Genomic DNA, 21518 nt, shown 5'->3' on the forward strand with positions numbered 1-21518 from the left:
CTGGCGCTTTATTAATATACTTATTTCGCAAGGGCTTGTCAAGCGTTTTGCGAAAATAATTTTGACTTTTTTTTGAAGCCATGCACCGTATGGGTTTCGGGTGTTCCTTCCGGCTCCCATATCCGATCGCCCCATCTGCTTTAACGCCAGAACCTGCTTTTTTACCCCCATCTCGTTTTTGACAGCCGTCTGTAGAATACTTCAGAGGTGGATATAATTGGATTTAGTCAGAGCTACTAAGACTTTGGTTACGGTGTCAGCCCGATCGCACCCTGTTCACCACAGCACTAGGTGATTGGTCAATCTGATTCATATATATATGAGTAGTGCCTGCATTCGTTGTACTTGACTCAGGGAGATTGGGGTATGCGATCGGATCGATCGCCCACCTGCAAGTCCTAGCCCCACACAAATCCATCGCCCGCAACTACAATCTCCTTAATTACAGCCACCCCCAAACATTTTCAGTTAGACCATTTATCAGCCTTTGAGATTCGATCGCGGGTTAGTCTCCTCAACATCTACATCTAAAAAGTGCAAGTGAGTCTCGGACTCAGTATTGGCAGCAATCACCAAACCTGTGCTGCCCCAAGGGGCGATCGCCCGAGGTGAGGCAGGGCCACTAAAATTGCCTACTTGAATCCCTTGACTGTTTAACACTGCTATCTGCCCCCCAGCATCTGCCAACACCCATCCCCACTTAGTTACACAAGCAGACACAGGCAAACTTTCAAGAGGAATTCGCGCTAGCTTGAGCGGCCACAATTTCATCGACAACACAGCGGCTTTACCACCTTGGGGAATTCCGAGCAAGGTATAAGGCTCAGGTGTCAACAACATCTGTCCGACGCTGGCAGACAACTTTACAGAACCCACTGATGTGCCACGGCGAGTGTAAACTCTAAAAATAGTTTGGGGATTTTTTGGTTCGTTGTCTGGCCAAACGGCTAAAACGTGTCGTCGATCCAAAAACGTTAATTCTGGTAAATAGTGTTCCGGTAACGCCACAGTAGCGATCGGCTTTAGGGCTTTTTCTCGATCGCCCGCAGTGCTATTGTCAGCTAAAGCATAAAAACGCAGTTCGCCGGGAACAGCTACTGTCAACCAGCGACCCTGAGAATCAATAGCAGCTTTAAAAGCATCTGCACCTTGCCTTAAACCCATATCCATTAGGCACTGAGGCTCTGAGGAGCCGTCGCCCTGCCAGTAAAGTTTTTGCTGAGTGAGAACGCAGCAGCCGTGGGAAGCAGGTAAAATGCCACGCACAATTTCCGGCATTAATATAGAAGTCGGCATTTCTTCTGTTGTAACTGCGTGTTGTCCCGGCTGACACCAAACCTTCACCTCTTTACCTACAGAAGCGTAGAGATACTTTTCCGTGGCAATTAAAGCAGTCAGCGGTGCAGGAAGTATTAGCGGTTTTGGCTGCAAAACCGAATAACGAACAGTCCGAAGTAAATTAATAGCCGGCTGTGATGATTTTTCCTCTTCGACTTCCAGCGCAGAGTCAGTGTCCGACTTCAGGCTTTTAGCGTTGTTGGTTGTGGGGTTTTCCCAAGGAACAATGCAGTCGCCCAATTGCCGGACAGCGGGGTCGTACATGATCAGTCGCAGAGCTTGAGCCATTTGGGAAGCACTGGCAAAACGGCGGGCCGGCAGCTTTTCCAAAGATTTTTTGACTATTGCTTGCAACGGTTCGGGGATGGCGTCGGGAAGTTGCAAGCGTTGATTCAGGTGCGCCCACCTCAAGTCTCCGGGGGCTCCGCCGAAAGGGCGGTAGCCCATGAGCAACTCAAACAGCAAAATTCCCACTGCATATATATCTGACATGGGGGAATAAAGACCGTAAAACCGCTCTGGAGCCATGTATGCCGGGGAACCTACGGTAGCGTCGGGAGAAATTTCTTGGTGGAGGCGAGTTGTACCGATTTCTGGAAGTCGGCGGGCGATGCCAAAGTCAGATAGCCTCGGCGACCAACCTTTGGAGCCTAGAGTGAGGAGGATATTTTCGGGTTTGATGTCGCAATGAACTACGCCTCGGCGGTGGGCGTAGTCTAAGCCTGCTAAAAGTTCCATGACTAGCTGTAAACCTTCGAGCAGTCGCAAGGGACGGTCTTGTTTGAGCAGGTTACGGAGAGTTCCTCCCTCGCAGTAGTCCATAACCAAGTATCTGCCTGTGGCTGTGTGTTCGAGAGCTCGGCAGGTGACAATGTTGGGGTGCTGCAAGGTGATCAGAAACCACAGCTCTCTTAAAAATTCGCTAGTTGGGGCTTTTTGATGGCTGAGTTCTTTGAGAGCAACCAGTTGGCTGGTGAGGCGGGAGTCCTTGGCGGGAGTTTCTCGAACGCTGGCACAAAAAACTCGACCAAATTGCCCTTGTCCGACTAGCCCTAAAATACGGTACTTAGAATGTTGCATCGGTCTAATTATAGAAAAAGCTTGAGCTAGTATTAAAATATGTAAAGAATGCTGACAAAAATTCAATTTTTTGAATCGATCGCCAGGTACTGCTATGTTATCTCAGGTTCATTCTCAGCCTCCGAGGAGCGATCGCACGGTCGCACCTACCAAAATCCTTGAGTTTCGCAGTCAGTATCAATCTTGCCGGATTCGGGTGCCGGATCTGGAACTGCCTGTGGCTGCTATTTTAGTTGATTGTGAGTATTACAGTTTTTTCAAAGCCGTCCAAGAACCATCGAAGGTTTTAGCCATCGTGGCTAAGTTGGCGAATAGGGGTGACTCAACAGCGATTACCAAAACAGCTAGCGGTTATGCAATCTGGGTTAGAGAGCCAGAAGTTGATGCTGTCGTCAAGCCATCTTAGCTTTTTTGAGTGTTAGCCAAATTTTTTTGGCTTTGAATATGTCGATCGCACTTGCATACTGAACTTGACAGGATGAAAAATCAATATGGTTAAAATTATTAGACTCGATCCAATTGCCGAGGAAATGGCAGTGGAAACTCGATCGAATATCCTGGCTGCCTTACTTTCCAAAGACTTAGACGTTCTTAAGGAATGCGGGGGGCGAGGAATGTGCGCTACCTGCCACGTTTACATTAAAGAGGGCATGGAAGGTTTGTCTGACATGAACCGCCGCGAGAGGAGGACGCTGGAGGTCATTACTACAGCGGCATCCAATTCGCGACTTGCTTGTCAGGCTCAAATTATGGGCGAGGGTGTCGTTGTACAGATACCTGCCGGGATGTACATTAATGCTATTGAAAATGTGGAAGCTCTGATCGGTCGCCGAGCTCAGCAAGATTTGTTACACCCAATTACGGGTCAAGTAGTTGTAGAATCGGGAAAGTTAATTACTCGTTCGATCGTTACACAGCTTAATGAAACCCGCTTCCAAGTAGGACAATATTTAGTTCGTACTAAAGAAGCTTAAAACTGATATGTTTGTATTTTAGTAGTTGAGAAAAATCTATGTTGAGCCAACTTGCGCGTTTGAGCACGGAAGCAGACGGACGCTACGCCACTGCCGAAGAGCTGCAATTTTTGAAAGACTACTTTCAGTCTTTAAATCACCGGATGAGCGCTTATAAAAAACTTCAAGCCTCTGAAAAAGAAATTATTCGGCAGGTGGAAGCACAAATGCAGTCTATCGACCCTAGTTTATATCGCCGCGGTTCTCAAGATCTGACTGAAAAGTGCCGTGGAGATGGTGTGCGGGTATTGAGGCATTCGGCGACAGCACTGTTGATTAATGATACTGAACGGTTGCGCGATCGGCTGCTGCTTTGGTTGCAAAGTATTTTAGGCGCTGTTCACAGTCGTAATAGTTCGACCGTGACCTACGATGTCATGAAAAAGGTAATAAAACAATATCTGACTGCTGAAGAAGTCAGCTTATTTTTTCCGATTCTCGACATCAACCGCACTATAGTCGGTAAATAATCAAGGAAAGTCATACCATTTTCGAGCGGGAATGACTGATTACAGAAATGCTTGGAGCAAGGGGCAACGGTTGTATTGTTTTAGCGGACTGGTATCGCATTAACCGTGATAGATTTTGCCGTTAGGAAGAATGGCTCCAAGCAAGTTAACTCCCCCCAAATCCGCCTCACTCAGAATGGCTCCGCGGAGGTTTGCTCCTGTCAAGTCAGCTTTCCGCAAATTGGCTTTACTGAGGTTAGCTTTGCTCAAGTCAATTTCACGCAGGCAAGAATTAGAAAGGTTGGCATTGATCAGGTATGCCCCGCTCAAGTTGGCTTTGCTGAGGTTGGCTCCACTCAAGTTAGCTTCCATCAAATAAGCACCGCTGAAATTGGCTTCGTTCAACAATGCCTCTGCCATATTAATTCCGGTTAAAAGTTTGCGGCTCAAGTCTACACCGCCCAAATCTGCCCCGCTGAGGTTGATACCGCTTAAGTGGCAGCCATTCAAAGTAATCTTTCTGAGGTAGGTTTTGCTCATATCTGCTTTGCACAAATTTGCTCTGTCCAAGCAAGCTTCGCTGAGATCTGATTCGCTCAAACACGCGCTGTTTAAATAAGCTTGAGTGAGGTTAGTTCGCCTGAGGTTAGCTTTGCTGAGGTTGGCTTTGCTGAGTTCGGCACGGGTTAAGTTGGCTCCGGCTAGGTTGGCTTTGGACAATTCGGCTCCGGTGAGCTGTGCGTCGCTCAAGTCTGCCTCTTTGAGACTTGCTAGAGTCAAGTCTGCATCTTTCAAGTTTGCGCCGTTGAGATTGGCTTTAATCAGATAGGCTTTACTTAGATTTGCTTCGCTCAGAACGGCTTTGGTGAGGTTTGCTGCGCTCATATCTGCACCTATGAGATTTGCCTTGGGGAGAATTGCTCCTGTTAGGTTTGCCCAATTCAGGTGAGCTCCCGCTAGGTTGGCGTCGGTGAGATTGGCGTCGGTGAGATTGGCTCCGCTGAGACTTGCTGCCATGAGGTTGGCGCCGGTCAGATTGGCTCCGCTGAGGTCGGCTTTGCTGAGGTTGGCTCGGCTCAGATGGGCTTTTGTGAGGTCGGCTTGACTGAGGTTAGCACCGATTAAGTATGGTCTGTGCTGGTGTTCGTTAAGATTGTCCAAACGTAGAGTTGGGGCATCGCTGGAACGGTATAAATCGATCGGACTCAACACAATGCCGCGCAAGTTGGCCTGTCTAAAATCTCTTTCGCCGGCTGCATATCGATTTAGAAGTTCATTGGCGTCCATTAAGTTTGAGAAAAAAGTTTGAGGTTGTGATTGTTTTTAAATTTTATGAGTTTCTAACAATACTGACAGTTTTTTGAACTGTTATGTAACGTTTTTTTGGCGTTAAACTTCAAGAGTAATTTTTTATCTTGTTAGGCTCCACCACTGATATTAAAAAAAATATCGAGTTCCAGCAGTTGCCTCGATAGGACTTTGAGCATTAAAATTAGCCAAAATTATGTCCGGAGTATTGTTCTAAGGTAAATCATGAATTGTCTAGGTGCGAGTTGTAGTCCAATAAGTAACCTGACACAATTAATTACACAAAAAATGCTCGGGAATTACTACTTGGGAAGCTTTGCGAGCATCGCAGTGTAATTAATCTTGTCCAACTACTTAAGCTTGGGTTAAAAAGATAATTTTTATGCCTGCACCTGTTGTTACTTGAGAACCCAAGAAAGTCTTGGTGATTGCTTTCATAACATATCGCTCCCGAAGGGAGCGGGGACAGCAATGAAACGCTTAGCTAACCCAAGCTTATTGAGTTACAGTCAAACTTTTTTGAAATAGCTAGAGCCATTTTTTAAACTCTGTAGATTTTTGATAATTTAACTGTCTGTAATGTTCGATCGTCGGGTGGATAAAATAGCCGCCCAATAACCTAGCTGATAGCTATTAACAATAAACTAATAGCTGTTACACGAGTCAGTTTTTTTGGCAAAGCTGACTGATAATAGCTTCATGAGCTTGTCCTTCTTCGACCATAGAATCTGCCGGTTGGAGGCGATCGCGCAGTCCTAAAATAAAGCGGTTGCAGTCCGAACCCAAGGATTCGCAGGAGGTTTGCAGGCAGTGGAGTTCCCGACCTGTAAGCTGACTAAAGAAGGAACTTAAGATGCCTGCTTCTAAATAACAGGCCGGCCGCTTCGACTTGGGAGCTGTTTTAGCAAAAAGAGAGTTACCAATCTTTACTATTAAAAATCCCTGTTCGGAATAGCTGGGGTCAAATTCAAATTTTCCCCATCCGTGAGTTTTCCAGCACTGTTGCAAGGACTGAATAAATTCTACCATTTCCATTTCGGAAACTGGCTGGCCGTAGTATTCGCTGACTTCTTCGCAAAAGCGCACGTAGAAGTTTTTCCCCCACCAACGACCGCAGTTGAAAAGCACGAGGCGGGCGGCTTGGCCTGTTTCTTGTTCTAAGCCGATATAAATGGCTTGAATCAGTGTTTCTGGGAGGGCTATGAGCCGATCGCCCCGGCGGTTTTCGAGCAGGCCTAGTTCGAGGTCGCCTCGGACGTAGGCATCGCTGGCAAAGTAGTTTCCAGGGAGGCGGGGCTGTTTGAGCAAGTCGGCAATATTAATCATCGGTAATCGGCAATGGGGACGTGGAAGGAAGACGGAAGAGGTTAATTATTATCGATGTAGGAAATTTGGATTTGGCAATTGATTGTTTGTAAAAAAGGAGTTATGAGGGTTAAGTTTAAAATTAAATTTATTACTTATAACTCATAATTTATGGTTCCTGAATTACATTTTTTAAAGTATTACCTGTTGCCTATTCTTTATTGCCTTGGTCAACAATCATTGATTTTGCTTGGTCAAAGAATGGTTGCAATAATGCTCTTGCTTGCTCGGAAAGCAGTTCTTTTAAACGAGTTTGCAACATATTGCAAACAGTTGCTTCGATTTTTTGAGTTTGGTGGGCTTCGACTATACCGGAAACCCAGTCGAGAAGTCGCTGTTCGAGAAAATCTCGATCGTTCAGCAGCATGGCCATGGCGCAGTAACGCAAGACTAAAACCCAGTGTTTGAGCGATCGTTCTAAGTTTTCTTCTTTTTCGTCGGGGAATTTTTCTTGTAGCTTGTTGGCTATTGGTTGGAAGATGCTTGCTTCCTTCTCTCGCAAAAATTCGTAAATTTTCAAGCGCTGGGCGAGGATTGCAGCTTGACGCTTAAAGGCTATGAGTTCTTCGCCTTTTAGAAAGCGGGTTTCTGCCTGATCCAGCAGGGCCTCAATCTCAGGGTGCATGATTTTAATTAATTGGTAATCGGTAATTGATAAAAGGAAGTCAGTTGACAGTTGACAGTTGACAGTTGACAGTTGGCAGTTGGCAGTTGGTAATAGTTTTCGTAATTACCACCAATAACAAATAACAACTAACCAATATTAACTATTGGCCATTTCCAATTCCCCACGCAGATTAAAAGAGGTCGAATAGATCGTCAATGGTGACTTCGGCAGGTTCAGAAATAGAAATTGCTGGCAAGGGTGGCGGTAGGGGTAGGGCGCCTACTTCGGGAATTCCTTCCCAAGAAATAGCTTGAAAAAAGTCTGCTACCGATCGCGTTAAACTCAGCGCTTGACCAGAAGTCGAGCCATTTTGGGTTTCTAAAGGTTGTCCCAGCCAATTATAGTGACCAAAGAAGTCTTGGACAGACTTACCCAACCATGAAGTTTGACTTTTCATCTTTCTTCCTGCCTGGAGATACCCACCATCGGTCGCTATGCGTGCGATCGCGAAATTGGTGGGAGGAAAGGCAGGGCAGAGGATGTGCCTTTCCAGGTTGTTTACCGCAATATTTCACCGTGTTGCAGTCGATTTTGAATATCGCGGGCGTTGGCACCTTCGTTGAGCCAGAATGCTGCTGCATCAATTTTGTCTGGGTTGCCGAGGAGGAATTTACAATAGGTTTCTCCCATTGAGTAACATTGGAGTTCTATGCAACTGAGAGGCTTTTTGACTAGAGCTCCGAAGAAACCGGCGAACAAACCGGCGTATAGGTGACAAACTGGTTTGCCTACGTCGCCCAAAGTTCGAGCAACTGCTGAGTCAAATAGGTTGATGAAGATGCAGCCATGTTTGCGATCGCTCATGTCAACTTCCCAGCGACCCCAACCTTGAGCAGTGAAAGGCCACCACCAAGTTTCTAGCAGGAACATCAGATTCGACTGGCGAATGTTCTGGCTGAATTCGGCGCTAAACCATTTTTGAAAAAATTCGGAATCTTGCAGCCCCCACTGGCAACCAATAGTATACATGATGACAGAGGACGCCGGGCCTACTTCTTCTTCGAGTCCCTCCACTAAACCGATGATGAAGTCTTCGCTGGTAAAAATGTTGCGGGACTTATTCCAGTCGTTAATTGTACCAAACTCGCGATCGAAGGCAAAAAAATCCTGAAACCTATAATGGTTGTGAGTTTTAGGATGCTTTTGCTTCAATAGCGATTCCCTGTGGGTGGATATTTCTTTTGGGGCGGTAGAGACCATTGGCGCTTTACTCCTGTTTGGTGTAGTTTGCTGAAAATTAGTTCACATAGAACAAATAAACTGACCTGTGTATTCAATTTAACGTCATTTTATGAATGCAGGCAGAGGGTATAATTTTTGACTGCAATATAGTAGGAGTATCAGATACTTCAGTTCTGCCTTCGGACAACTACTTATCTGACTAAGGAGGCGAAAGTCGTTTTAACGTTAAACGGCGATGTGTTATCGTTTTGTGCAAGCTTGACCATCGAATCCAACCCTGGTTCGCCGAGGCGTCAGCAGCCACAAACAGAAAGAAGAACGATCGAGGTAAGCGGACTAAGCGAAAGTCGCTCTACCGAGATGCTAAAGCACCGGAAGGTCGGTTGGCTACCAAAACAGCAGCAGCGATGGTAGCATGAGCTGCATACCGTTTCTTTCAAACGTTGAAGCATCAAGCATCTAAACGTGGATGTATTGTAGTAGACGTAATGGAAGAATATAGATCTAAAAGCTGTTGAAAGTGTGGACAGAGCCACACAAAATTACCAGGTAACAAACAATTTGTTGCCCCTGAATGCGGTCACGCAATTGGTCGTGAGATAAATGGCGCCTTTAACATTTTGTTAAAGCCTTTGAGAGATACCTCCGCATAGTCGTGAGATTGCATCTTACCACATCGCGCCATACACAGTAGAGGCTGATTGCCAGCCTCTACTGGGTTAAATGTATCTGTCCACTATATATATAGGGCATATGGGATGAAACATCACGCTTGTATTGCAATAGGCATCAATCAATATCAGTTACTCCAGCCTTTGAGTTATGCACAAGAGGATGCAGAGGCACTTTACGGTTTTTTGACTGAGGAGGCTGGTTTTGCGCCGGATGGATGTCTGTTGATGACGGATAGCTCGCCGTCGCTGTGGGGTCAATCTACGTATCCGAATCGGGAAAATATTCTGAAATTGACCGAAAGCCTCTGCGCGGAACATTTACAACACGGAGATTTACTTTGGTGTTTTTTCAGCGGCTACGGTGTCAGCTATGAAGGTAAGGATTATTTGATGCCTGTTGATGGCAATCCGGCTGACATTCAGGGTACGGGGATTCCGGTAGAGTTGCTGTTGAATACTCTGAAAAATGCTCCTACGGAAACGGTGTTGGTGCTGGTGGATATGAACCGCAGCCAGACAGTGAAGGCGGGGGAAACGATCGGCACTCAAACGGCAGAGCTGGCCCGGGAACTGGAAATCCCGACGGTGCTTTCTTGCCGCCCGAATCAAGTTTCGCGCGAAACTTCTGCTCTGCGTCAAGGATTTTTTACGACGGCGCTTTTAGAGGGGCTGCGATCGGGACAGTGCATGACGCTTAAGGGTTTAGACCGTTTCTTGAGCGATCGGCTACCGGAGCTGTGCGACCACCATTTGCGTCCCAAACAAGAACCTTTGATGGTGGTGAATCCTCCTGGAAAGGCTCATTTGGTGATTTTGCCTGATGCTGCTGGGGTGCCGACTTCTGCATTGGCCGGACGCAACGGCAATATGACGGTTGCGATGGCTGATGGGATCGATCGCCCGCAAATGGCTGTGGCTACTGCTCAAATGGAGGTGCCCGAGGCAACTCGCAACGCGGTTGATGCCTCGGTTGAGAGGACTCCTGTGTCGCAGCCGAATGCTGTCAGACCAGGAAGCGGTGGGGGGGGCGATCGACCGAACTCGCAACAGCCCGAGGATACGGATAACGGGGGATCGGATAAGTCATTTTTACAGCAGTTAGTTTTGTGGAGTGGAGCTACCGCTTTGGTGCTGCTGTTGGGTGTTTTTCTGACGAACAAATCGATTTTTATCGGTCAGCAGGAAGGAGATTCTCGATCGCCTGCTGAGAATGCCCAAAACCCCGGGACTCAAAAATCTGCTGGTGGTGGAGTGGCGCAGAACCAACCGCGCGCGGTACAAGCAGCGACTGATAGCAAGCAGCCTCCCTCAAGCCAGCAGGTGTGGGCTGAGGCAAAAACTTTCCTCAAGGATGGTTCGGCTTCTAGTTTTAATCGAGCGGTGGTTAAGGCTCGAACGATTCCGCCTAACGATCCGCTCTACCCGCAGGCTCAGCAGGATATTGAGCGCTGGAGTTTGGTGATTTTGGATATTGCTAACGGGCGGGCTGCTAGGGGCAATTTCTCCGGGGCGATCGGCGCGGCTAAATTAATGCCTGATGTGAATCAAGCGGTTTACAATCAGTCGAAACAGGCGATCGTTCAGTGGGAGGAGCTATCCAAAGAGCAGGATGTCAATGCTGCTTTGCTATCGGCGGCTGCGAGTCAAATTAAGCGGGGGGCTGCCTCTTCCTACAGTAAAGGCATCCAGCAAGCGAATAAAATTCAGCCCGGTCAGCCAAAGCATGAAGAAGCTCAGCAGTTGATTGGAGAGTGGAGCGGAGCTATTCTCAAAATTGCTCAGTTGCGTGCCTCTCAAGGAAAGTTGAAAGAGGCAGTTGAAGCTGCTTCCCTGGTGCCGTCGGGTACCAAGAGTTATGAGCCGGCTCAAAAGGCGATCGCCAATTGGAAAACTAAGCTGCAACGCCAGAAAAAAGGTTGATTTAGTTAATGATTTTCCGGTTTACCACCGGGAAATTATCTTAGCTAGGGGGTCAAGATAGGTATAGCAATCCATACCTCTTGATAGTGCAAGAAGATAACGACACATCGAGCGTATTAAACAATAATATCATGGACTATTTCCCCTTCGCAGAGCCAGCGAGAGGGGATTTTATATGCTATCAGGTCGATGCCTTTTGCGAAACTAAAACATATTGTAGATGCGTGTTAATCAATATTTATCGTGTACGTCCAATATTTCCAAAACCTCCATAGACCAGCCTCTCCAGACTCAAAAGCCAGGTTTGTTTTTACCGCAATGATGGCTGTAACGATGGTTTTATGAAAAAATGATTGATGCCAAAATCCTCAATAAGTCAGCTTAAATCTAAAATTATTTTTTTATTTTGGCATTAATTGCTTCTGTTTTGCTGTAATTCGATACTTACTCTTAAGTTTAGGAACTAGCAAATTCCGCCATATATAACTGCTATTGACTACCAAATGCGAAGGTGAAATCGGGATTTTAAAGATTGAGGGTGTGGGTATTGCCGTATTGATTTGTTTGACCCATCTTTTTGGCTGTTAGGAGCGAGTGACGGATGGGAAAAAATTGAAAATTGTGCTGTTTTTAAATTATTAGAATTAATCACTCTGTTATAAATTATACAAAATTAGCCGCAACTCGCAATTGTCGTCGGTGTGCGATCGTCCCCAATGAATTTAGAAAACAAATTCATCGCCACAGAGAGCAAAATGTATCGACTCGGAAGCTGCGAGTCTTCGTTGCTGCGGACATCATAAAGCTGCCTTAATTAACACAAATCATAGCTTTGGAAGAATAGCCAAAAAATATATCATCTATAAACAAGAATCAAAACTTGCTCGCGTCTGGTAGCCACCGTAACAATACGTATGCCTAAAGTTATAGTCCACAGCAAAGCATATGCGGGGATCTAAATCAATAGGGTGAGGTGGTAGTGTCTGGGTGTTAAGAGGGGCGATGTAAGAGGAATTTTTGGCGATCGATCCCTTCCCTATGGGGGAGGCTAAAACGTAAGAAGGCAAGGATCGGGAGACTGTGGTGAATTTTTTGAGTCCCAGAGAGTAGCGTTAGCACTAAACTCTGCATTATTGTAGGAAGCTAGGTAAATTTGTAACAGTTCTTAACTATGGAAAATTCTGTCAAAACTGCTAGCATGGTGACACTTTTGCTAGCAAAAACAGATAAAGTAAATAAAGTTGGCTAGCTCTAGAGGCCCCGATCCCCATCCCGGGGATCTTGAATCAATTGGATTCGTACCAAGTGGTTTTAGAGTTACAATTGGAACCAAAGCATCGCTATTTAACTGAGTTCTTTAGTTACTTTTACTTTCTGCTATGAACGTGGATTTTATCAAAGCCCAAGTCAGGTTGCTACAGGGTGCAAGTTCATCGGAGCGAGAAACCCTTATTAAAAACATCGGCGTCTGTGCTGGCGTGATCAGACCCGGAGAGTACGTGACTCCACAGCGGAAGCACGCCATCACTCTCTGGCTGCAAACAAATGCAGTGCGACTCCGGCTTCCCCAGCTTCCTCTGGATTTATCGGGCCACAAGCCTTCACACGGAAGTAATTAAGGGGCAGCAACAGAATCAGATAAATTAGTCAATCTTGTCTAAAAGTGCTTTTTTGTTGAACCCTACAGGGTCAATGAGACACAATTCGGATTGAAAAAATGTTTGTAGGGAGAGTTGAACCCGAAAAAATGCCTGCGGATCGGAAGCGGCCCACCGCTTTGGCAGACAAAGGAAGTGAACGTCAAACCTGCTCTAAAAGTAGATTTGAGTAAGTTTCGCAGAACGGGGTTATTGTCCACAACTAAAACCTGGGTTATTTGCTTTTAGATTTGAGATTCAAGATTGAGTTCGTGCTGGATAAATTTGCTATTTGTCGATCGGCTGAAAAATCAACCCTATCGAATAGGTATAACTAATTACACGGGCAGTCGCGAGACTGCCTTTATTTTTGAGTCCCGCGACGAAACTCCTGCAAGTTACAATAAACCCATCTACTTGCAGACAGAGTAAAGAGTTGGGAGTTCTCCTCTATTAAATACTGAGCAACTGTCGCAGGTATGAATTTCACGCGGTACAGCATTTGTAGAAGGGCCGGCAACAATCTGAAATTTTTGTCCGGGTTAGGCGTGGGAGTCGGGCTGGACGGTAACGGTTGGAGATGTGGAACTTTCTGAGGGAGGATATCCGGTGAATGACTTGAACTAAGGAACAATTTTTATTTATGATATTAATATCATCCCACAGAAAAAGTTATCAGAAAATTGGGTTTCAAATCCCGTCCTTATAGGACGGCTTTGATATTTTACGGGAAGTTTTTTCTGCTTGTAGTATACTAGAATAAGCGTAAAATCGCGGGAGAATCAATGCTAGTCCTTGAATACAAAGTCAAAGCAAAACCATCTCAATATCGAGCGATCGACGAAGCGATTCAGACGGTGCAATTCATCCGCAACAAATCAATTCGTTACTGGATGGACGCATCAAGGGAAGACAAGATAGATCGATTTGCTTTGAACAAGTATTCTACAAAACTGCGCCAAGAATTCGCCTTTGTTAAAGAGCTTAATGCGATGGCAGTACAAGCTGCTGCCGAGCGGGGATGGCTGTCTATATCTCGATTTTACGACAACTGTAAAAAGAAAAAACCGGGTAAAAAGGGCTACCCAAAATTTCAGCGATCCAATCGCTCGGTTGAGTACAAGACAAGTGGATGGTCGCTAATTCCAACCAAACGGCGTATCACCTTTACCGACAAGAAGGGTATCGGAGAGCTAAAGTTGCTGGGTAAATGGGACATCCATACTTATCCAGTAGTAGCTATTAAACGAGTGAGATTGGTGCGCCGTGCCGACGGCTATTACTGTCAGTTTTGCGTCGATGTTGAGTGTCGAGATATTCAGCCTCTTTCAGGGAAAGAGATCGGTTTAGATGTTGGTTTGGAATCTTTCTACACAGATTCCAACGGATATCACGAACCCAATCCTAAATTCTTGAGAAAATCTGAACCTGACATCAAGCACGCTCAACGTCGCATTTATAAAAAACAGAAAGGATCGAACAACCGCCGTCAAGCAAGGGCTAGATATTCCAAGAAACATTTAAGGGTAAGTAGGCAACGGAATGAACACGCTAAGAGATTGGCGCGTAACGTATGCAAATCTAACGATTTAGTAGCCTACGAAGACTTAAAAATTAGCAATATGCTCAAAAACCACTGCTTAGCTAAATCTATTGCAGACGCTAGCTGGTATCTATTCAGAATGTGGATTCACTATTTTGCTACCAAGTTTGGAAAACTAGCTGTTGCTATTCCCCCTCACTACACGAGTGCTGAGTGCAGCCAATGCAAACGAGTTGTCAGAAAGTCTCTGAGTGCTAGAACTCATGTTTGTGTTTGCGGCTGTAACCTGCACAGAGATACAAACGCGGCTATCAACATTTTGCTTAAAGCAAAATCTAGGGGAGGACATCCCCAAAGTAACGCTGGGGGAGTTGTAACCTCTACTCTACTTGGGGCAACCCTGGTTGAGCAAGTTGCGACTGTGAACCTAGAATCCCCGCACTTATAGGGCGGGGAGTGTCAATGCAATTAACTTGCTTTCTCATATATTTGTCAACAAAAACACTGTGCCGAAAAAACAAAAATTTCCTTATTTAGTTGGTTCCCGATGGACTTCTCACCAAAAAACTTGGGGGTGGCGGCACTTTCAAGTAGTCAACAGAAAAAACGAAGGTCAATGGGTTTTTGCGGAAATGGTGGCGGCTTGCGATCCAAATGTCCGTTTCTGGCTGAACGCCAAACAGCTCAAAGATCGATCGCTCTGGCAAGCTGGATGGCAGTCTACACAAGAATTAGAGGAATTAGAAGCGGTAGAGTAAAAGATAGCGTTTTGGGGGTAGAGTGAGTTAGAGATTGGTCATGGTAATCGCAAGAGGGTGAAGTAATGAAAAAAAAAGTTGTGTTCTTGGTGTGTTTGCTAATTAGTGCTGGATTGGGCGGTGCAGTTGTCGGAAAGTCGATCGCAATTCCAATTCGCTCTCTTCCCAATACTCTGTCTGCCGATATTCCAACTCCCGCAGCAGACTTGTCCGGCTTAGTCCTGACTTTACAAGACTTGCCCGCAGGTTTTACAGAAATGCCACCTGCGAGTCTCAAAAGAATGGGCACTGGTACGCCTGACTTTAAACCAGCAAGCGTGTTTGGCTATCAAAAGAGTGATGACCAGCAGTTTCAAATAGTCATGGGATTTACAACACAACTGCCCAACGCAATCGATCGATCTCAATTTGATGCAGGAGTCCGTGAAGAGAAAGTTGCACAAGAGTTCTCTAAAGGTTTAAACAGTAGCAACAAGGAATTTAATTTTGCTAATGCTATGCCTTTAAGTTTAGAAGATAAGATTGGCGATGTATCGAGTGGATGGAGAAGTCAAGGAAAAATACGAGGTTTACTCATCAATGTCGAACTCGTGCTGTTTCGGCGGGGAAAAATAGGAAGTTTTGTCGCAATTATCTATCTCGACGGCAAACAACCCACTATGACAAGTAGCTCGACCGCGCGGCAACTAGACAAGCGCATCATGGAACTGAAACCTGACTTAACTCAACCGCAATAAGAATGAAAAAAAAACTTGTGTTCTTGGTATGTTTGCTCATTAGTGCTGGATTGGCCAGTGCGCTTGGCAAAGAGTCGATCGCAATTCCAATTCGCTCTCTTCCCAATACTCTATCTGCGGATATTCCAACTCCCGCAGCGGACTTGCCCAACCTAGTCCTGACCTTACAAGACTTACCCGCAGGTTTTGTAGAGATGCCACTTCCGACCATGCAAAAACTGGTCAGCGGTCTCCAGACATTGAAACCAGCAAGTGTGTTTGGTTATAACAAAAACGACGATCAGCATTTTCAAATAATCCTAGGATTTACACAAAAACTGACCAACCAGATCGAGCGAGCTAAATTTGACGCAGATATGCGTGAAGATGTTTTTGCTAAAGAGTTCTCCAAAGGTTTAAACAGTAGTGGTAAGAATGAATATCAATTTACTAATCTTACTAATTTAACTTTAGAAGAAAAGATTGGGGAGGTATCGCGTGGGTGGACAAATCAAGGAAAAATACAAGGTGTGACGATGAATCTCGAAATCGCGGTATTTCGACGGGGAAAAATAGGAAGTTATCTGATGATTCTGTATGTTGATGGCAAGAAACCCGCTATAACAATGAGTTCAGTCGCGCGCCAACTTGACAAGCGGATCGTGGAACTGACCCCTGACTTAACTCAACCGCAATAAGCGGGTAATGCCAGCGTTCAACAGTTGACAGTTGACAGTTGACAGTTGACAGTTTGAGAGCGACCTCTACCTAGAAGTCCGAGGATTGGAGTAATGAATAGTCTGATTTTAATTTCTCCCGATCGGGGAGAGGCTTTCAACCAATTCTTTCTGATAAAAAAAATCAGCCTGATACCTGAGGGTGAGACTCAGATTGGTTGCCCTAACAAGATTCTTCGTTAAAAATAGCATAAAAACCTAATTTTTATGCTATTTTTAACGATGAGTGTTACCAGAAAATTTAGTCGATCGCACTTGTTGCTGCATCCAGAGATGATATCATGTCTGTTGAATTGCCCGCCATCAAATTTTGTCGTTTGGTTGGGGCAGGTTGATAGATATTATTGTGGATGTGAATCTGAGATTGTTAGTAAACCCGCCACAAGTATTATGGTTGATTGACCAGGCAAACTCTGGCCCAGAAACAAGAGATCGATCGCAATAATTGATACAAAAATACCTATGACTGCCGCTGTTTCCCTGCAAAATGCCTGCAAAATCTACAACAAAATTCCTGTTGTCAATGACCTTTCGTTCACGATTGAAGCCGGAGAAATGTTCGGTCTCCTGGGCCCCAACGGTGCCGGAAAATCGACGACAATTCGGATGCTGACTACGCTGACTAAACCCAGCAGCGGTCAAATTCAGGTAGCTGGATATGACGTGATGCGTCAAAGCTTGCAAGTTAAACAGTCCATCGGCGTTGTGTTGCAACAAACTAGCGTTGATAATGAGCTTTCTGTATGGGAAAATATGGAGTTTCACGGGCGGATGCACCACATCCCCAACCCGAAACGGCAACAGTTGATTAAACAGTGGTTGGGATATGTAGAATTAGCAGAAAGACGGGATGATTTAGTCAAAACTTTGTCGGGTGGAATGAAGCGGAGGTTGCAAATTGCCCGATCGCTTTTGCATGAACCGGAAATCTTATTTTTGGACGAACCGACTGTAGGGTTAGACCCGCAAACGCGGCGCAGGTTGTGGGAAATTATTCTAGATTTGAACAAGCAGGGGATGACTATGCTGTTGACGACGCATTATATGGATGAGGTAGAGTATTTGTGCGATCGCATCGGGATTATGGACGGCGGTAAGTTGATTCAATTGGGAACGCTAGCGCAACTGCGGCAAGAACACGGTCAAGGGTTGGTGATGAAGCAAATAGGCGATCGCTGGGACTACAAGTTTTTCCCGACTTTGGAAGAAGCGAATTTTTATCTGGATGCGAAAGAGGATAAGACTGGTATGATGGTTCGTCCTTCTAATTTAGAGGATATTTTTGTAGAACTGACTGGCAGACAGTTAGATTGATTAATGTCTAATTGCTTTTTTCCGGTTTTCCTAGATAACTCGATCCTTCTGAATTCAACGTCTCTATTTCTAATTACAAATTCCCCAATGACTCGTTTAGCCACAACAATAGAAGCCATACTTTATTTAAAAGGTCAGCCGGTGTCGCTGGTAGAGATTGCCGAGATTGCTAAGTGCGATCGATCCGAAGCCGAAGATGCGATTATCGAGCTCATGTCTGACTCTTCCCACCGCGACAGTGCCCTAGAAGTCGTCGAAACCCCGACAGGATACAGCCTGCAACTCAGAGACGAGTTTGCGAGTTTAATGCAAACTTTAATACCCCCAGAATTAGGTGTTGGGGCTTTGCGGACGCTGGCGGCGATCGCCCTCAAAGGTGGCATCACGCAGCCAGATTTAGTGAATTTGCGGGGTTCGGGGGCTTACCAACAAGTACAGGAACTGGTAGAAATGGGTTTTGTGCGGAAACGAAAGCCAACGGATGGGCGATCGTACTGGCTACAAGTTACCGAAAAATTTCACCGGTATTTTCAAGTAGACCAATTGCCCAAACAATTACAACTTGACTTTCAGGCAAATTTGTACCCAAGCAATGAGGAGTAGTTTGAAGTAGAATGTAGCAAGCCAGAAATTAAGAATCGCCAAATGGTTTTTCACCCTGACTTTGATAGTTCCAATGCCCAACAAACCGCAGTCAATCCACTTCTGAAGTACCTCCAGCACCAATCCCCGGAGGTTCTAGCCCGCATCGCCAAGTCCGCCAGCCCAGAAATCAGAGAAATTATCTCTCATAACGTTCAAGGACTTGTCGGCGTCCTGCCTTCAGAGAATTTTAACGTCGAAATTACCACAGACCGCGAAAACTTAGCAGGTTTGCTAGCTTCAGCGATGATGACAGGCTATTTTCTGAGACAAATGGAGCAGAGGATGTACCTAGAAGAAAATTTAGCAAGCACGAGTTCGATTCAACCAAACCCTACCAAAGAAAAGTAACAAAGAGCGGCGGCTTGGGGAAGCCAGAAAGATGAAACTTGTTGACAAAATAAACATTCCTGGACGGACAGCGAATTAAGAAACCGGGTTTTTAATCCTGTATACCTGGCGATACACGGATGATTTGGGTAGCAAAACCCGGTTTTTGCGTCTAGGACTATCCAGCATCAGATTTGTTTTTCAACTCCACCGCTTGAACTTAGGAATGAGAATTAAATAACTTACAATTTTTATGGTTCTTGTGGGAAGGGCGTCCCGCCCTTCCAGAAAGGACGGGCGGGACGCCCTTCCCACAAATATGTGTAAATTATTTAATTCGCGATCCTTAACCACCGGTTGGACTCCCCGATATGGGAAAAGCACCTGGACGTACTTTAATTTTCTGAACTTGACCGAAACGGTTAATTTCCACTTCGAGTTCTTTGCCCACAGCAGTGTTTTCCACCCGTTCTTGTACGTCCCCGGGAGTGTTGACCGCAATTCCGTCAATTTTTTGGATGACATCTCCAGCGCGCAAGTCGGCTTGTTTGGCAGGGGAATTTTCCACGACTCTCGTCACGGCTACGCCTCGATCGATCGTAATTTTATTATCGAGTTGTTTGTTGACTTCTGCCTTGGTGGCGGGAGTCAAGCTGAGCATTTGAATGCCGAGATAGGGATGTTCTGCTTTACCTTTGGCGAATAACTGATCTGACACTCGTTTGGCGGTTTCGATCGGAATTGCAAATCCCAAGCCTTGAGCGTCGGCGCGAATGGCGGTATTGATGCCAATTACTTCGCCTTGGTCGTTCAGTAGCGGGCCGCCTGAATTGCCGGGGTTGATGGCGGCGTCGGTTTGGATGAACCGCACTCGTTTGTCGGGGATGCCGACTTGGGAACTGGTTCTACCCGTGGCGCTAATAATGCCCACAGTCACGGTATTGTCGAGACCTAAAGGATTGCCGATCGCGATCGCCCACTGTCCGGGTACAATATTGTCCGATCGACCCAAAGTCACCTGCGGGAGTTCCTTGGCATTAATTTTCACAACAGCAACATCCGTCAGCGGATCGACGCCCTGCACTTTACCCTCAAACTCGCGGCCGTCTTTGAGCGTCACCTTCACAGTATCCGTCCCGGAGACAACGTGAGCATTAGTCACGATGCGGCCATCAGGAGTGAGAATAAACCCAGAACCCGTACCGCGCTTGACTCGTTCTTCCGGCTTGGGCAAATTGTCCCCAAAAAACCGGCGAAACAAAGGATTGTTGAAAGCTTCGGGGACTTGATTCGTTACCTTAGTCGAGGCGTCAATGCGTACGACAGCAGGGCCGATTTTTTCGGCTGCTTCAGCAATAAAATTGGGATTGCTGCGATCGACTGGGCGATTTTCCTGAACAGGAGGAGACACATAGGAGGGGATTTGCTGGCGCACCACGGGCAAAACTGATCCGGTTTCTGGATTGTTTGAGCCTTGTAGATAGCGATTCCCCAACCATCCGATGCCTCCCCCAACAGACAGCAAAGTGACATAAAGGGTCAACTGCTTAAAAGATAAACTCATATTTAACAACTCCCGCTGAATACCTCATCCCCGCAGACACGTTCGGCATTAAGCATTTTTGTCTTGGCGACGGGAAGGAAGCGGGGCGGGGCGTACCACTTCCTCAAGAACATAGCTGTTAGCAAGCAGGCACAACAGGGGCATCACGGGCAAAAATTGCCTGATTTGCCAAAAACGACAAAAACTAATAATTCTTCTCATCGTAACTTGGCTTAGCCTGGGATTTACAGTCTGGGGTACGGCTGGAGTTTTCAAATAAGCCTTTTCACTCGGCTAAAAAATTGTCAATTGTCCGAAATGAATACTTTTTTCTGTACGCAATGAGTTCTAAACGCCTATTTTGGGTCATTTCTGCACTGATTTGCTCGATCGCCCCTGTTGAAAAAACGGCGGCAAATCTTCCTCCCGGCGCACCTTTAGAAACCCCCAACCCCGCCCGCGATTGCCTGGGGGCGGCTTTGGCTCGATCGCGCCGCCACATCGCTCTCCAGGGCGAAACGGTAGAAAGTATAGCGCGACAGTACAATGTGCCAACAGCGGCGCTGATTGGGATAAATCCGATGTTGCGGGGAGGTCGAGTTAGTGCCGGAAGTGCGATCGTCATTCCTCCCTACGATGGCAGGCTCGTAGAAGTGCCTGCGGGCTGGAATTGGCAAAAATTGGCCCAAGTTTATCAAGTCCCCGCAGATTTGCTATTTGAGGCGAATGGGTGCAGGTCTTTGGGACAAACGGTGTTTGTGCCAAAGGTGAATAGGTCGATCGCACCTTCGGTAAATCCCGATGCAACATCGTTGGTGCAAGGCTTCCCGCTCCCCGCCCCAGCGGTGGAAGGTTTGCGTTTCGGGCGGCAGTGGCATCCGGTACGTCGTGAGTTTTTTTTCCACAGCGGTGTAGATTTTTTGGCGGCGGAAGGTACGCAGGTTTTGGCTGCGGGCGGAGGTACAGTTGCCTTTGCGGGGCCGCAGGGGGATTACGGGAATTTAGTTGTCGTGAACCATCAAGCGGGGAAGCAAACGCGCTACGCTCATGTAAGAGATATTGCGGTGAAAGTCGGTCAAAAAGTGCGATCGCCAGAAGTTTTGGGAAGTGTGGGGATGACGGGAAAACGGGATATTCCGCAATCTCACTTGCATTTTGAAGTTCGGTACAATTCTGGTTCTGGTTGGGTGGCTGAAGATCCGTTGGTTTATTTGCAAGCTACTCTTAAAAAATAGAATTGGTGGTTGAACACGCAATTCAACCACATATATTTTTTTATGAGATAATTTACTCCCAGCCCTT

The 21518-nt window shown here is 46.2% G+C and carries 23 protein-coding genes and 1 pseudogene; 17 read left to right on the plus strand and 7 right to left on the minus strand.

Annotation, left to right across the window (positions count from 1 at the left end):
* Positions 1–326: 326 nt before the first annotated feature.
* Complete coding sequence (locus JGK16_RS22325; protein WP_293203409.1) at positions 327–491, plus strand: hypothetical protein; 165 nt, start codon at positions 327–329, stop codon at positions 489–491.
* Here JGK16_RS22325 and JGK16_RS22330 read toward each other — a convergent pair.
* Positions 481–2418 (minus strand): serine/threonine-protein kinase, encoded by a 1938-nt coding sequence (locus JGK16_RS22330; protein ID WP_293192601.1) that lies wholly within the window; start codon positions 2416–2418, stop codon positions 481–483. The genes JGK16_RS22325 and JGK16_RS22330 overlap by 11 nt on opposite strands.
* A gap of 94 nt (positions 2419–2512) precedes the next feature.
* Between JGK16_RS22330 and JGK16_RS22335 the strand changes: the two genes are divergently transcribed.
* The 3 genes from JGK16_RS22335 to JGK16_RS22345 all read left to right on the plus strand — a co-directional run bounded on the left by JGK16_RS22335 (position 2513) and on the right by JGK16_RS22345 (position 3901).
* The gene (locus JGK16_RS22335; RefSeq protein ID WP_293187094.1) at positions 2513–2824 is read left to right on the plus strand and encodes a hypothetical protein; all 312 of its coding nucleotides are present in this window, start codon (positions 2513–2515) and stop codon (positions 2822–2824) included.
* An 85-nt stretch (positions 2825–2909) separates the two neighbouring features.
* The gene (locus tag JGK16_RS22340) at positions 2910–3392 is read left to right on the plus strand and encodes a 2Fe-2S iron-sulfur cluster-binding protein (protein ID WP_293187095.1); all 483 of its coding nucleotides are present in this window, start codon (positions 2910–2912) and stop codon (positions 3390–3392) included.
* A gap of 38 nt (positions 3393–3430) precedes the next feature.
* Positions 3431–3901, plus strand: coding sequence for a phycobilisome protein (locus tag JGK16_RS22345; RefSeq protein ID WP_293187096.1), 471 nt, complete (start codon positions 3431–3433; stop codon positions 3899–3901).
* Between the two features lie 99 nt (positions 3902–4000).
* Here JGK16_RS22345 and JGK16_RS22350 read toward each other — a convergent pair whose 3' ends face one another.
* From JGK16_RS22350 to JGK16_RS22370, 5 genes are all read right to left on the minus strand, one after another.
* The gene (locus JGK16_RS22350; protein ID WP_293192603.1) at positions 4001–5167 is read right to left on the minus strand and encodes a pentapeptide repeat-containing protein; all 1167 of its coding nucleotides are present in this window, start codon (positions 5165–5167) and stop codon (positions 4001–4003) included.
* 684 nt (positions 5168–5851) lie between these two features.
* The gene (locus JGK16_RS22355; protein ID WP_293185472.1) at positions 5852–6514 is read right to left on the minus strand and encodes a V4R domain-containing protein; all 663 of its coding nucleotides are present in this window, start codon (positions 6512–6514) and stop codon (positions 5852–5854) included.
* 190 nt (positions 6515–6704) lie between these two features.
* The gene (locus JGK16_RS22360; protein WP_293185471.1) at positions 6705–7178 is read right to left on the minus strand and encodes a phycobilisome protein; all 474 of its coding nucleotides are present in this window, start codon (positions 7176–7178) and stop codon (positions 6705–6707) included.
* A 172-nt stretch (positions 7179–7350) separates the two neighbouring features.
* A complete protein-coding gene (locus JGK16_RS22365) occupies positions 7351–7617 on the minus strand; it encodes a hypothetical protein (RefSeq protein WP_293185469.1) in 267 nt (88 codons plus the stop codon).
* A gap of 101 nt (positions 7618–7718) precedes the next feature.
* Positions 7719–8420 carry a V4R domain-containing protein gene (locus JGK16_RS22370; RefSeq protein ID WP_293185466.1) on the minus strand — a complete coding sequence of 234 codons (702 nt, stop codon included), beginning with the start codon at positions 8418–8420 and terminating at the stop codon, positions 7719–7721.
* A 230-nt stretch (positions 8421–8650) separates the two neighbouring features.
* Between JGK16_RS22370 and JGK16_RS22375 the strand changes: the two genes are divergently transcribed.
* The 12 genes and pseudogenes from JGK16_RS22375 (at position 8651) to JGK16_RS22430 (ending at position 18694) form a co-directional block, all read left to right on the plus strand.
* On the plus strand, positions 8651–8821 hold the full coding sequence (locus JGK16_RS22375) for a hypothetical protein (protein WP_293185464.1): 171 nt from the start codon (positions 8651–8653) through the stop codon (positions 8819–8821).
* 111 nt (positions 8822–8932) lie between these two features.
* Positions 8933–9055 (plus strand): annotated as a pseudogene (locus tag JGK16_RS22380) (hypothetical protein); the annotation flags it as partial.
* Between the two features lie 105 nt (positions 9056–9160).
* Entirely contained in the window at positions 9161–10996 is a 1836-nt protein-coding gene (locus JGK16_RS22385; RefSeq protein ID WP_293192605.1) for a caspase family protein, read from the plus strand.
* Between the two features lie 1379 nt (positions 10997–12375).
* A complete protein-coding gene (locus JGK16_RS22390; RefSeq protein ID WP_293148907.1) occupies positions 12376–12615 on the plus strand; it encodes a hypothetical protein in 240 nt (79 codons plus the stop codon).
* 803 nt (positions 12616–13418) lie between these two features.
* Complete coding sequence (locus JGK16_RS22395) at positions 13419–14624, plus strand: transposase (protein ID WP_293185460.1); 1206 nt, start codon at positions 13419–13421, stop codon at positions 14622–14624.
* A 58-nt stretch (positions 14625–14682) separates the two neighbouring features.
* Positions 14683–14934 (plus strand): TIGR02450 family Trp-rich protein, encoded by a 252-nt coding sequence (locus JGK16_RS22400; protein ID WP_293185459.1) that lies wholly within the window; start codon positions 14683–14685, stop codon positions 14932–14934.
* A 65-nt stretch (positions 14935–14999) separates the two neighbouring features.
* Complete coding sequence (locus JGK16_RS22405; protein ID WP_293185458.1) at positions 15000–15671, plus strand: hypothetical protein; 672 nt, start codon at positions 15000–15002, stop codon at positions 15669–15671.
* 2 nt (positions 15672–15673) lie between these two features.
* A complete protein-coding gene (locus JGK16_RS22410; RefSeq protein ID WP_293185457.1) occupies positions 15674–16348 on the plus strand; it encodes a hypothetical protein in 675 nt (224 codons plus the stop codon).
* A 93-nt stretch (positions 16349–16441) separates the two neighbouring features.
* The gene (locus JGK16_RS22415; protein WP_293203412.1) at positions 16442–16570 is read left to right on the plus strand and encodes a hypothetical protein; all 129 of its coding nucleotides are present in this window, start codon (positions 16442–16444) and stop codon (positions 16568–16570) included.
* 279 nt (positions 16571–16849) lie between these two features.
* On the plus strand, positions 16850–17701 hold the full coding sequence (locus JGK16_RS22420) for an ABC transporter ATP-binding protein (RefSeq protein WP_293185456.1): 852 nt from the start codon (positions 16850–16852) through the stop codon (positions 17699–17701).
* A gap of 87 nt (positions 17702–17788) precedes the next feature.
* On the plus strand, positions 17789–18304 hold the full coding sequence (gene scpB, locus JGK16_RS22425; RefSeq protein WP_293185455.1) for an SMC-Scp complex subunit ScpB: 516 nt from the start codon (positions 17789–17791) through the stop codon (positions 18302–18304).
* Between the two features lie 42 nt (positions 18305–18346).
* Positions 18347–18694, plus strand: a complete 348-nt coding sequence (locus tag JGK16_RS22430; RefSeq protein ID WP_293192607.1) for a DUF760 domain-containing protein — start codon at positions 18347–18349, stop codon at positions 18692–18694.
* A gap of 325 nt (positions 18695–19019) precedes the next feature.
* Here the strand turns inward: JGK16_RS22430 and JGK16_RS22435 are convergent, their stop codons facing one another.
* Positions 19020–20237 carry an HhoA/HhoB/HtrA family serine endopeptidase gene (locus JGK16_RS22435; protein ID WP_293185453.1) on the minus strand — a complete coding sequence of 406 codons (1218 nt, stop codon included), beginning with the start codon at positions 20235–20237 and terminating at the stop codon, positions 19020–19022.
* A 320-nt stretch (positions 20238–20557) separates the two neighbouring features.
* Here JGK16_RS22435 and JGK16_RS22440 point away from each other — a divergent pair, with 320 nt between their 5' ends.
* Entirely contained in the window at positions 20558–21451 is an 894-nt protein-coding gene (locus tag JGK16_RS22440; protein ID WP_293185452.1) for a M23 family metallopeptidase, read from the plus strand.
* Positions 21452–21518: the final 67 nt, after the last annotated feature.

Source organism: Microcoleus sp. PH2017_09_SFU_O_A (assembly GCF_020738625.1).
Lineage (GTDB): Bacteria > Cyanobacteriota > Cyanobacteriia > Cyanobacteriales > Microcoleaceae > Microcoleus.

What these genes read in the sequence shown, in the direction of transcription:
- JGK16_RS22330 (WP_293192601.1), bottom strand. Translation starts at nt 2,418, where the DNA reads ATGCAACATTCTAAGTACCGTATTTTAGGGCTAGTCGGACAAGGGCAA.
- JGK16_RS22335 (WP_293187094.1), top strand. Translation starts at nt 2,513, where the DNA reads ATGTTATCTCAGGTTCATTCTCAGCCTCCGAGGAGCGATCGCACGGTC.
- JGK16_RS22340 (WP_293187095.1), top strand. Translation starts at nt 2,910, where the DNA reads ATGGTTAAAATTATTAGACTCGATCCAATTGCCGAGGAAATGGCAGTG.
- JGK16_RS22345 (WP_293187096.1), top strand. Translation starts at nt 3,431, where the DNA reads ATGTTGAGCCAACTTGCGCGTTTGAGCACGGAAGCAGACGGACGCTAC.
- JGK16_RS22350 (WP_293192603.1), bottom strand. Translation starts at nt 5,167, where the DNA reads ATGGACGCCAATGAACTTCTAAATCGATATGCAGCCGGCGAAAGAGAT.
- JGK16_RS22355 (WP_293185472.1), bottom strand. Translation starts at nt 6,514, where the DNA reads ATGATTAATATTGCCGACTTGCTCAAACAGCCCCGCCTCCCTGGAAAC.
- JGK16_RS22360 (WP_293185471.1), bottom strand. Translation starts at nt 7,178, where the DNA reads ATGCACCCTGAGATTGAGGCCCTGCTGGATCAGGCAGAAACCCGCTTT.
- JGK16_RS22365 (WP_293185469.1), bottom strand. Translation starts at nt 7,617, where the DNA reads ATGAAAAGTCAAACTTCATGGTTGGGTAAGTCTGTCCAAGACTTCTTT.
- JGK16_RS22370 (WP_293185466.1), bottom strand. Translation starts at nt 8,420, where the DNA reads ATGGTCTCTACCGCCCCAAAAGAAATATCCACCCACAGGGAATCGCTA.
- JGK16_RS22385 (WP_293192605.1), top strand. Translation starts at nt 9,161, where the DNA reads ATGAAACATCACGCTTGTATTGCAATAGGCATCAATCAATATCAGTTA.
- JGK16_RS22390 (WP_293148907.1), top strand. Translation starts at nt 12,376, where the DNA reads ATGAACGTGGATTTTATCAAAGCCCAAGTCAGGTTGCTACAGGGTGCA.
- JGK16_RS22395 (WP_293185460.1), top strand. Translation starts at nt 13,419, where the DNA reads ATGCTAGTCCTTGAATACAAAGTCAAAGCAAAACCATCTCAATATCGA.
- JGK16_RS22405 (WP_293185458.1), top strand. Translation starts at nt 15,000, where the DNA reads ATGAAAAAAAAAGTTGTGTTCTTGGTGTGTTTGCTAATTAGTGCTGGA.
- JGK16_RS22410 (WP_293185457.1), top strand. Translation starts at nt 15,674, where the DNA reads ATGAAAAAAAAACTTGTGTTCTTGGTATGTTTGCTCATTAGTGCTGGA.
- JGK16_RS22415 (WP_293203412.1), top strand. Translation starts at nt 16,442, where the DNA reads ATGAATAGTCTGATTTTAATTTCTCCCGATCGGGGAGAGGCTTTCAAC.
- JGK16_RS22420 (WP_293185456.1), top strand. Translation starts at nt 16,850, where the DNA reads ATGACTGCCGCTGTTTCCCTGCAAAATGCCTGCAAAATCTACAACAAA.
- scpB (WP_293185455.1), top strand. Translation starts at nt 17,789, where the DNA reads ATGACTCGTTTAGCCACAACAATAGAAGCCATACTTTATTTAAAAGGT.
- JGK16_RS22430 (WP_293192607.1), top strand. Translation starts at nt 18,347, where the DNA reads ATGGTTTTTCACCCTGACTTTGATAGTTCCAATGCCCAACAAACCGCA.
- JGK16_RS22435 (WP_293185453.1), bottom strand. Translation starts at nt 20,237, where the DNA reads ATGAGTTTATCTTTTAAGCAGTTGACCCTTTATGTCACTTTGCTGTCT.
- JGK16_RS22440 (WP_293185452.1), top strand. Translation starts at nt 20,558, where the DNA reads ATGAGTTCTAAACGCCTATTTTGGGTCATTTCTGCACTGATTTGCTCG.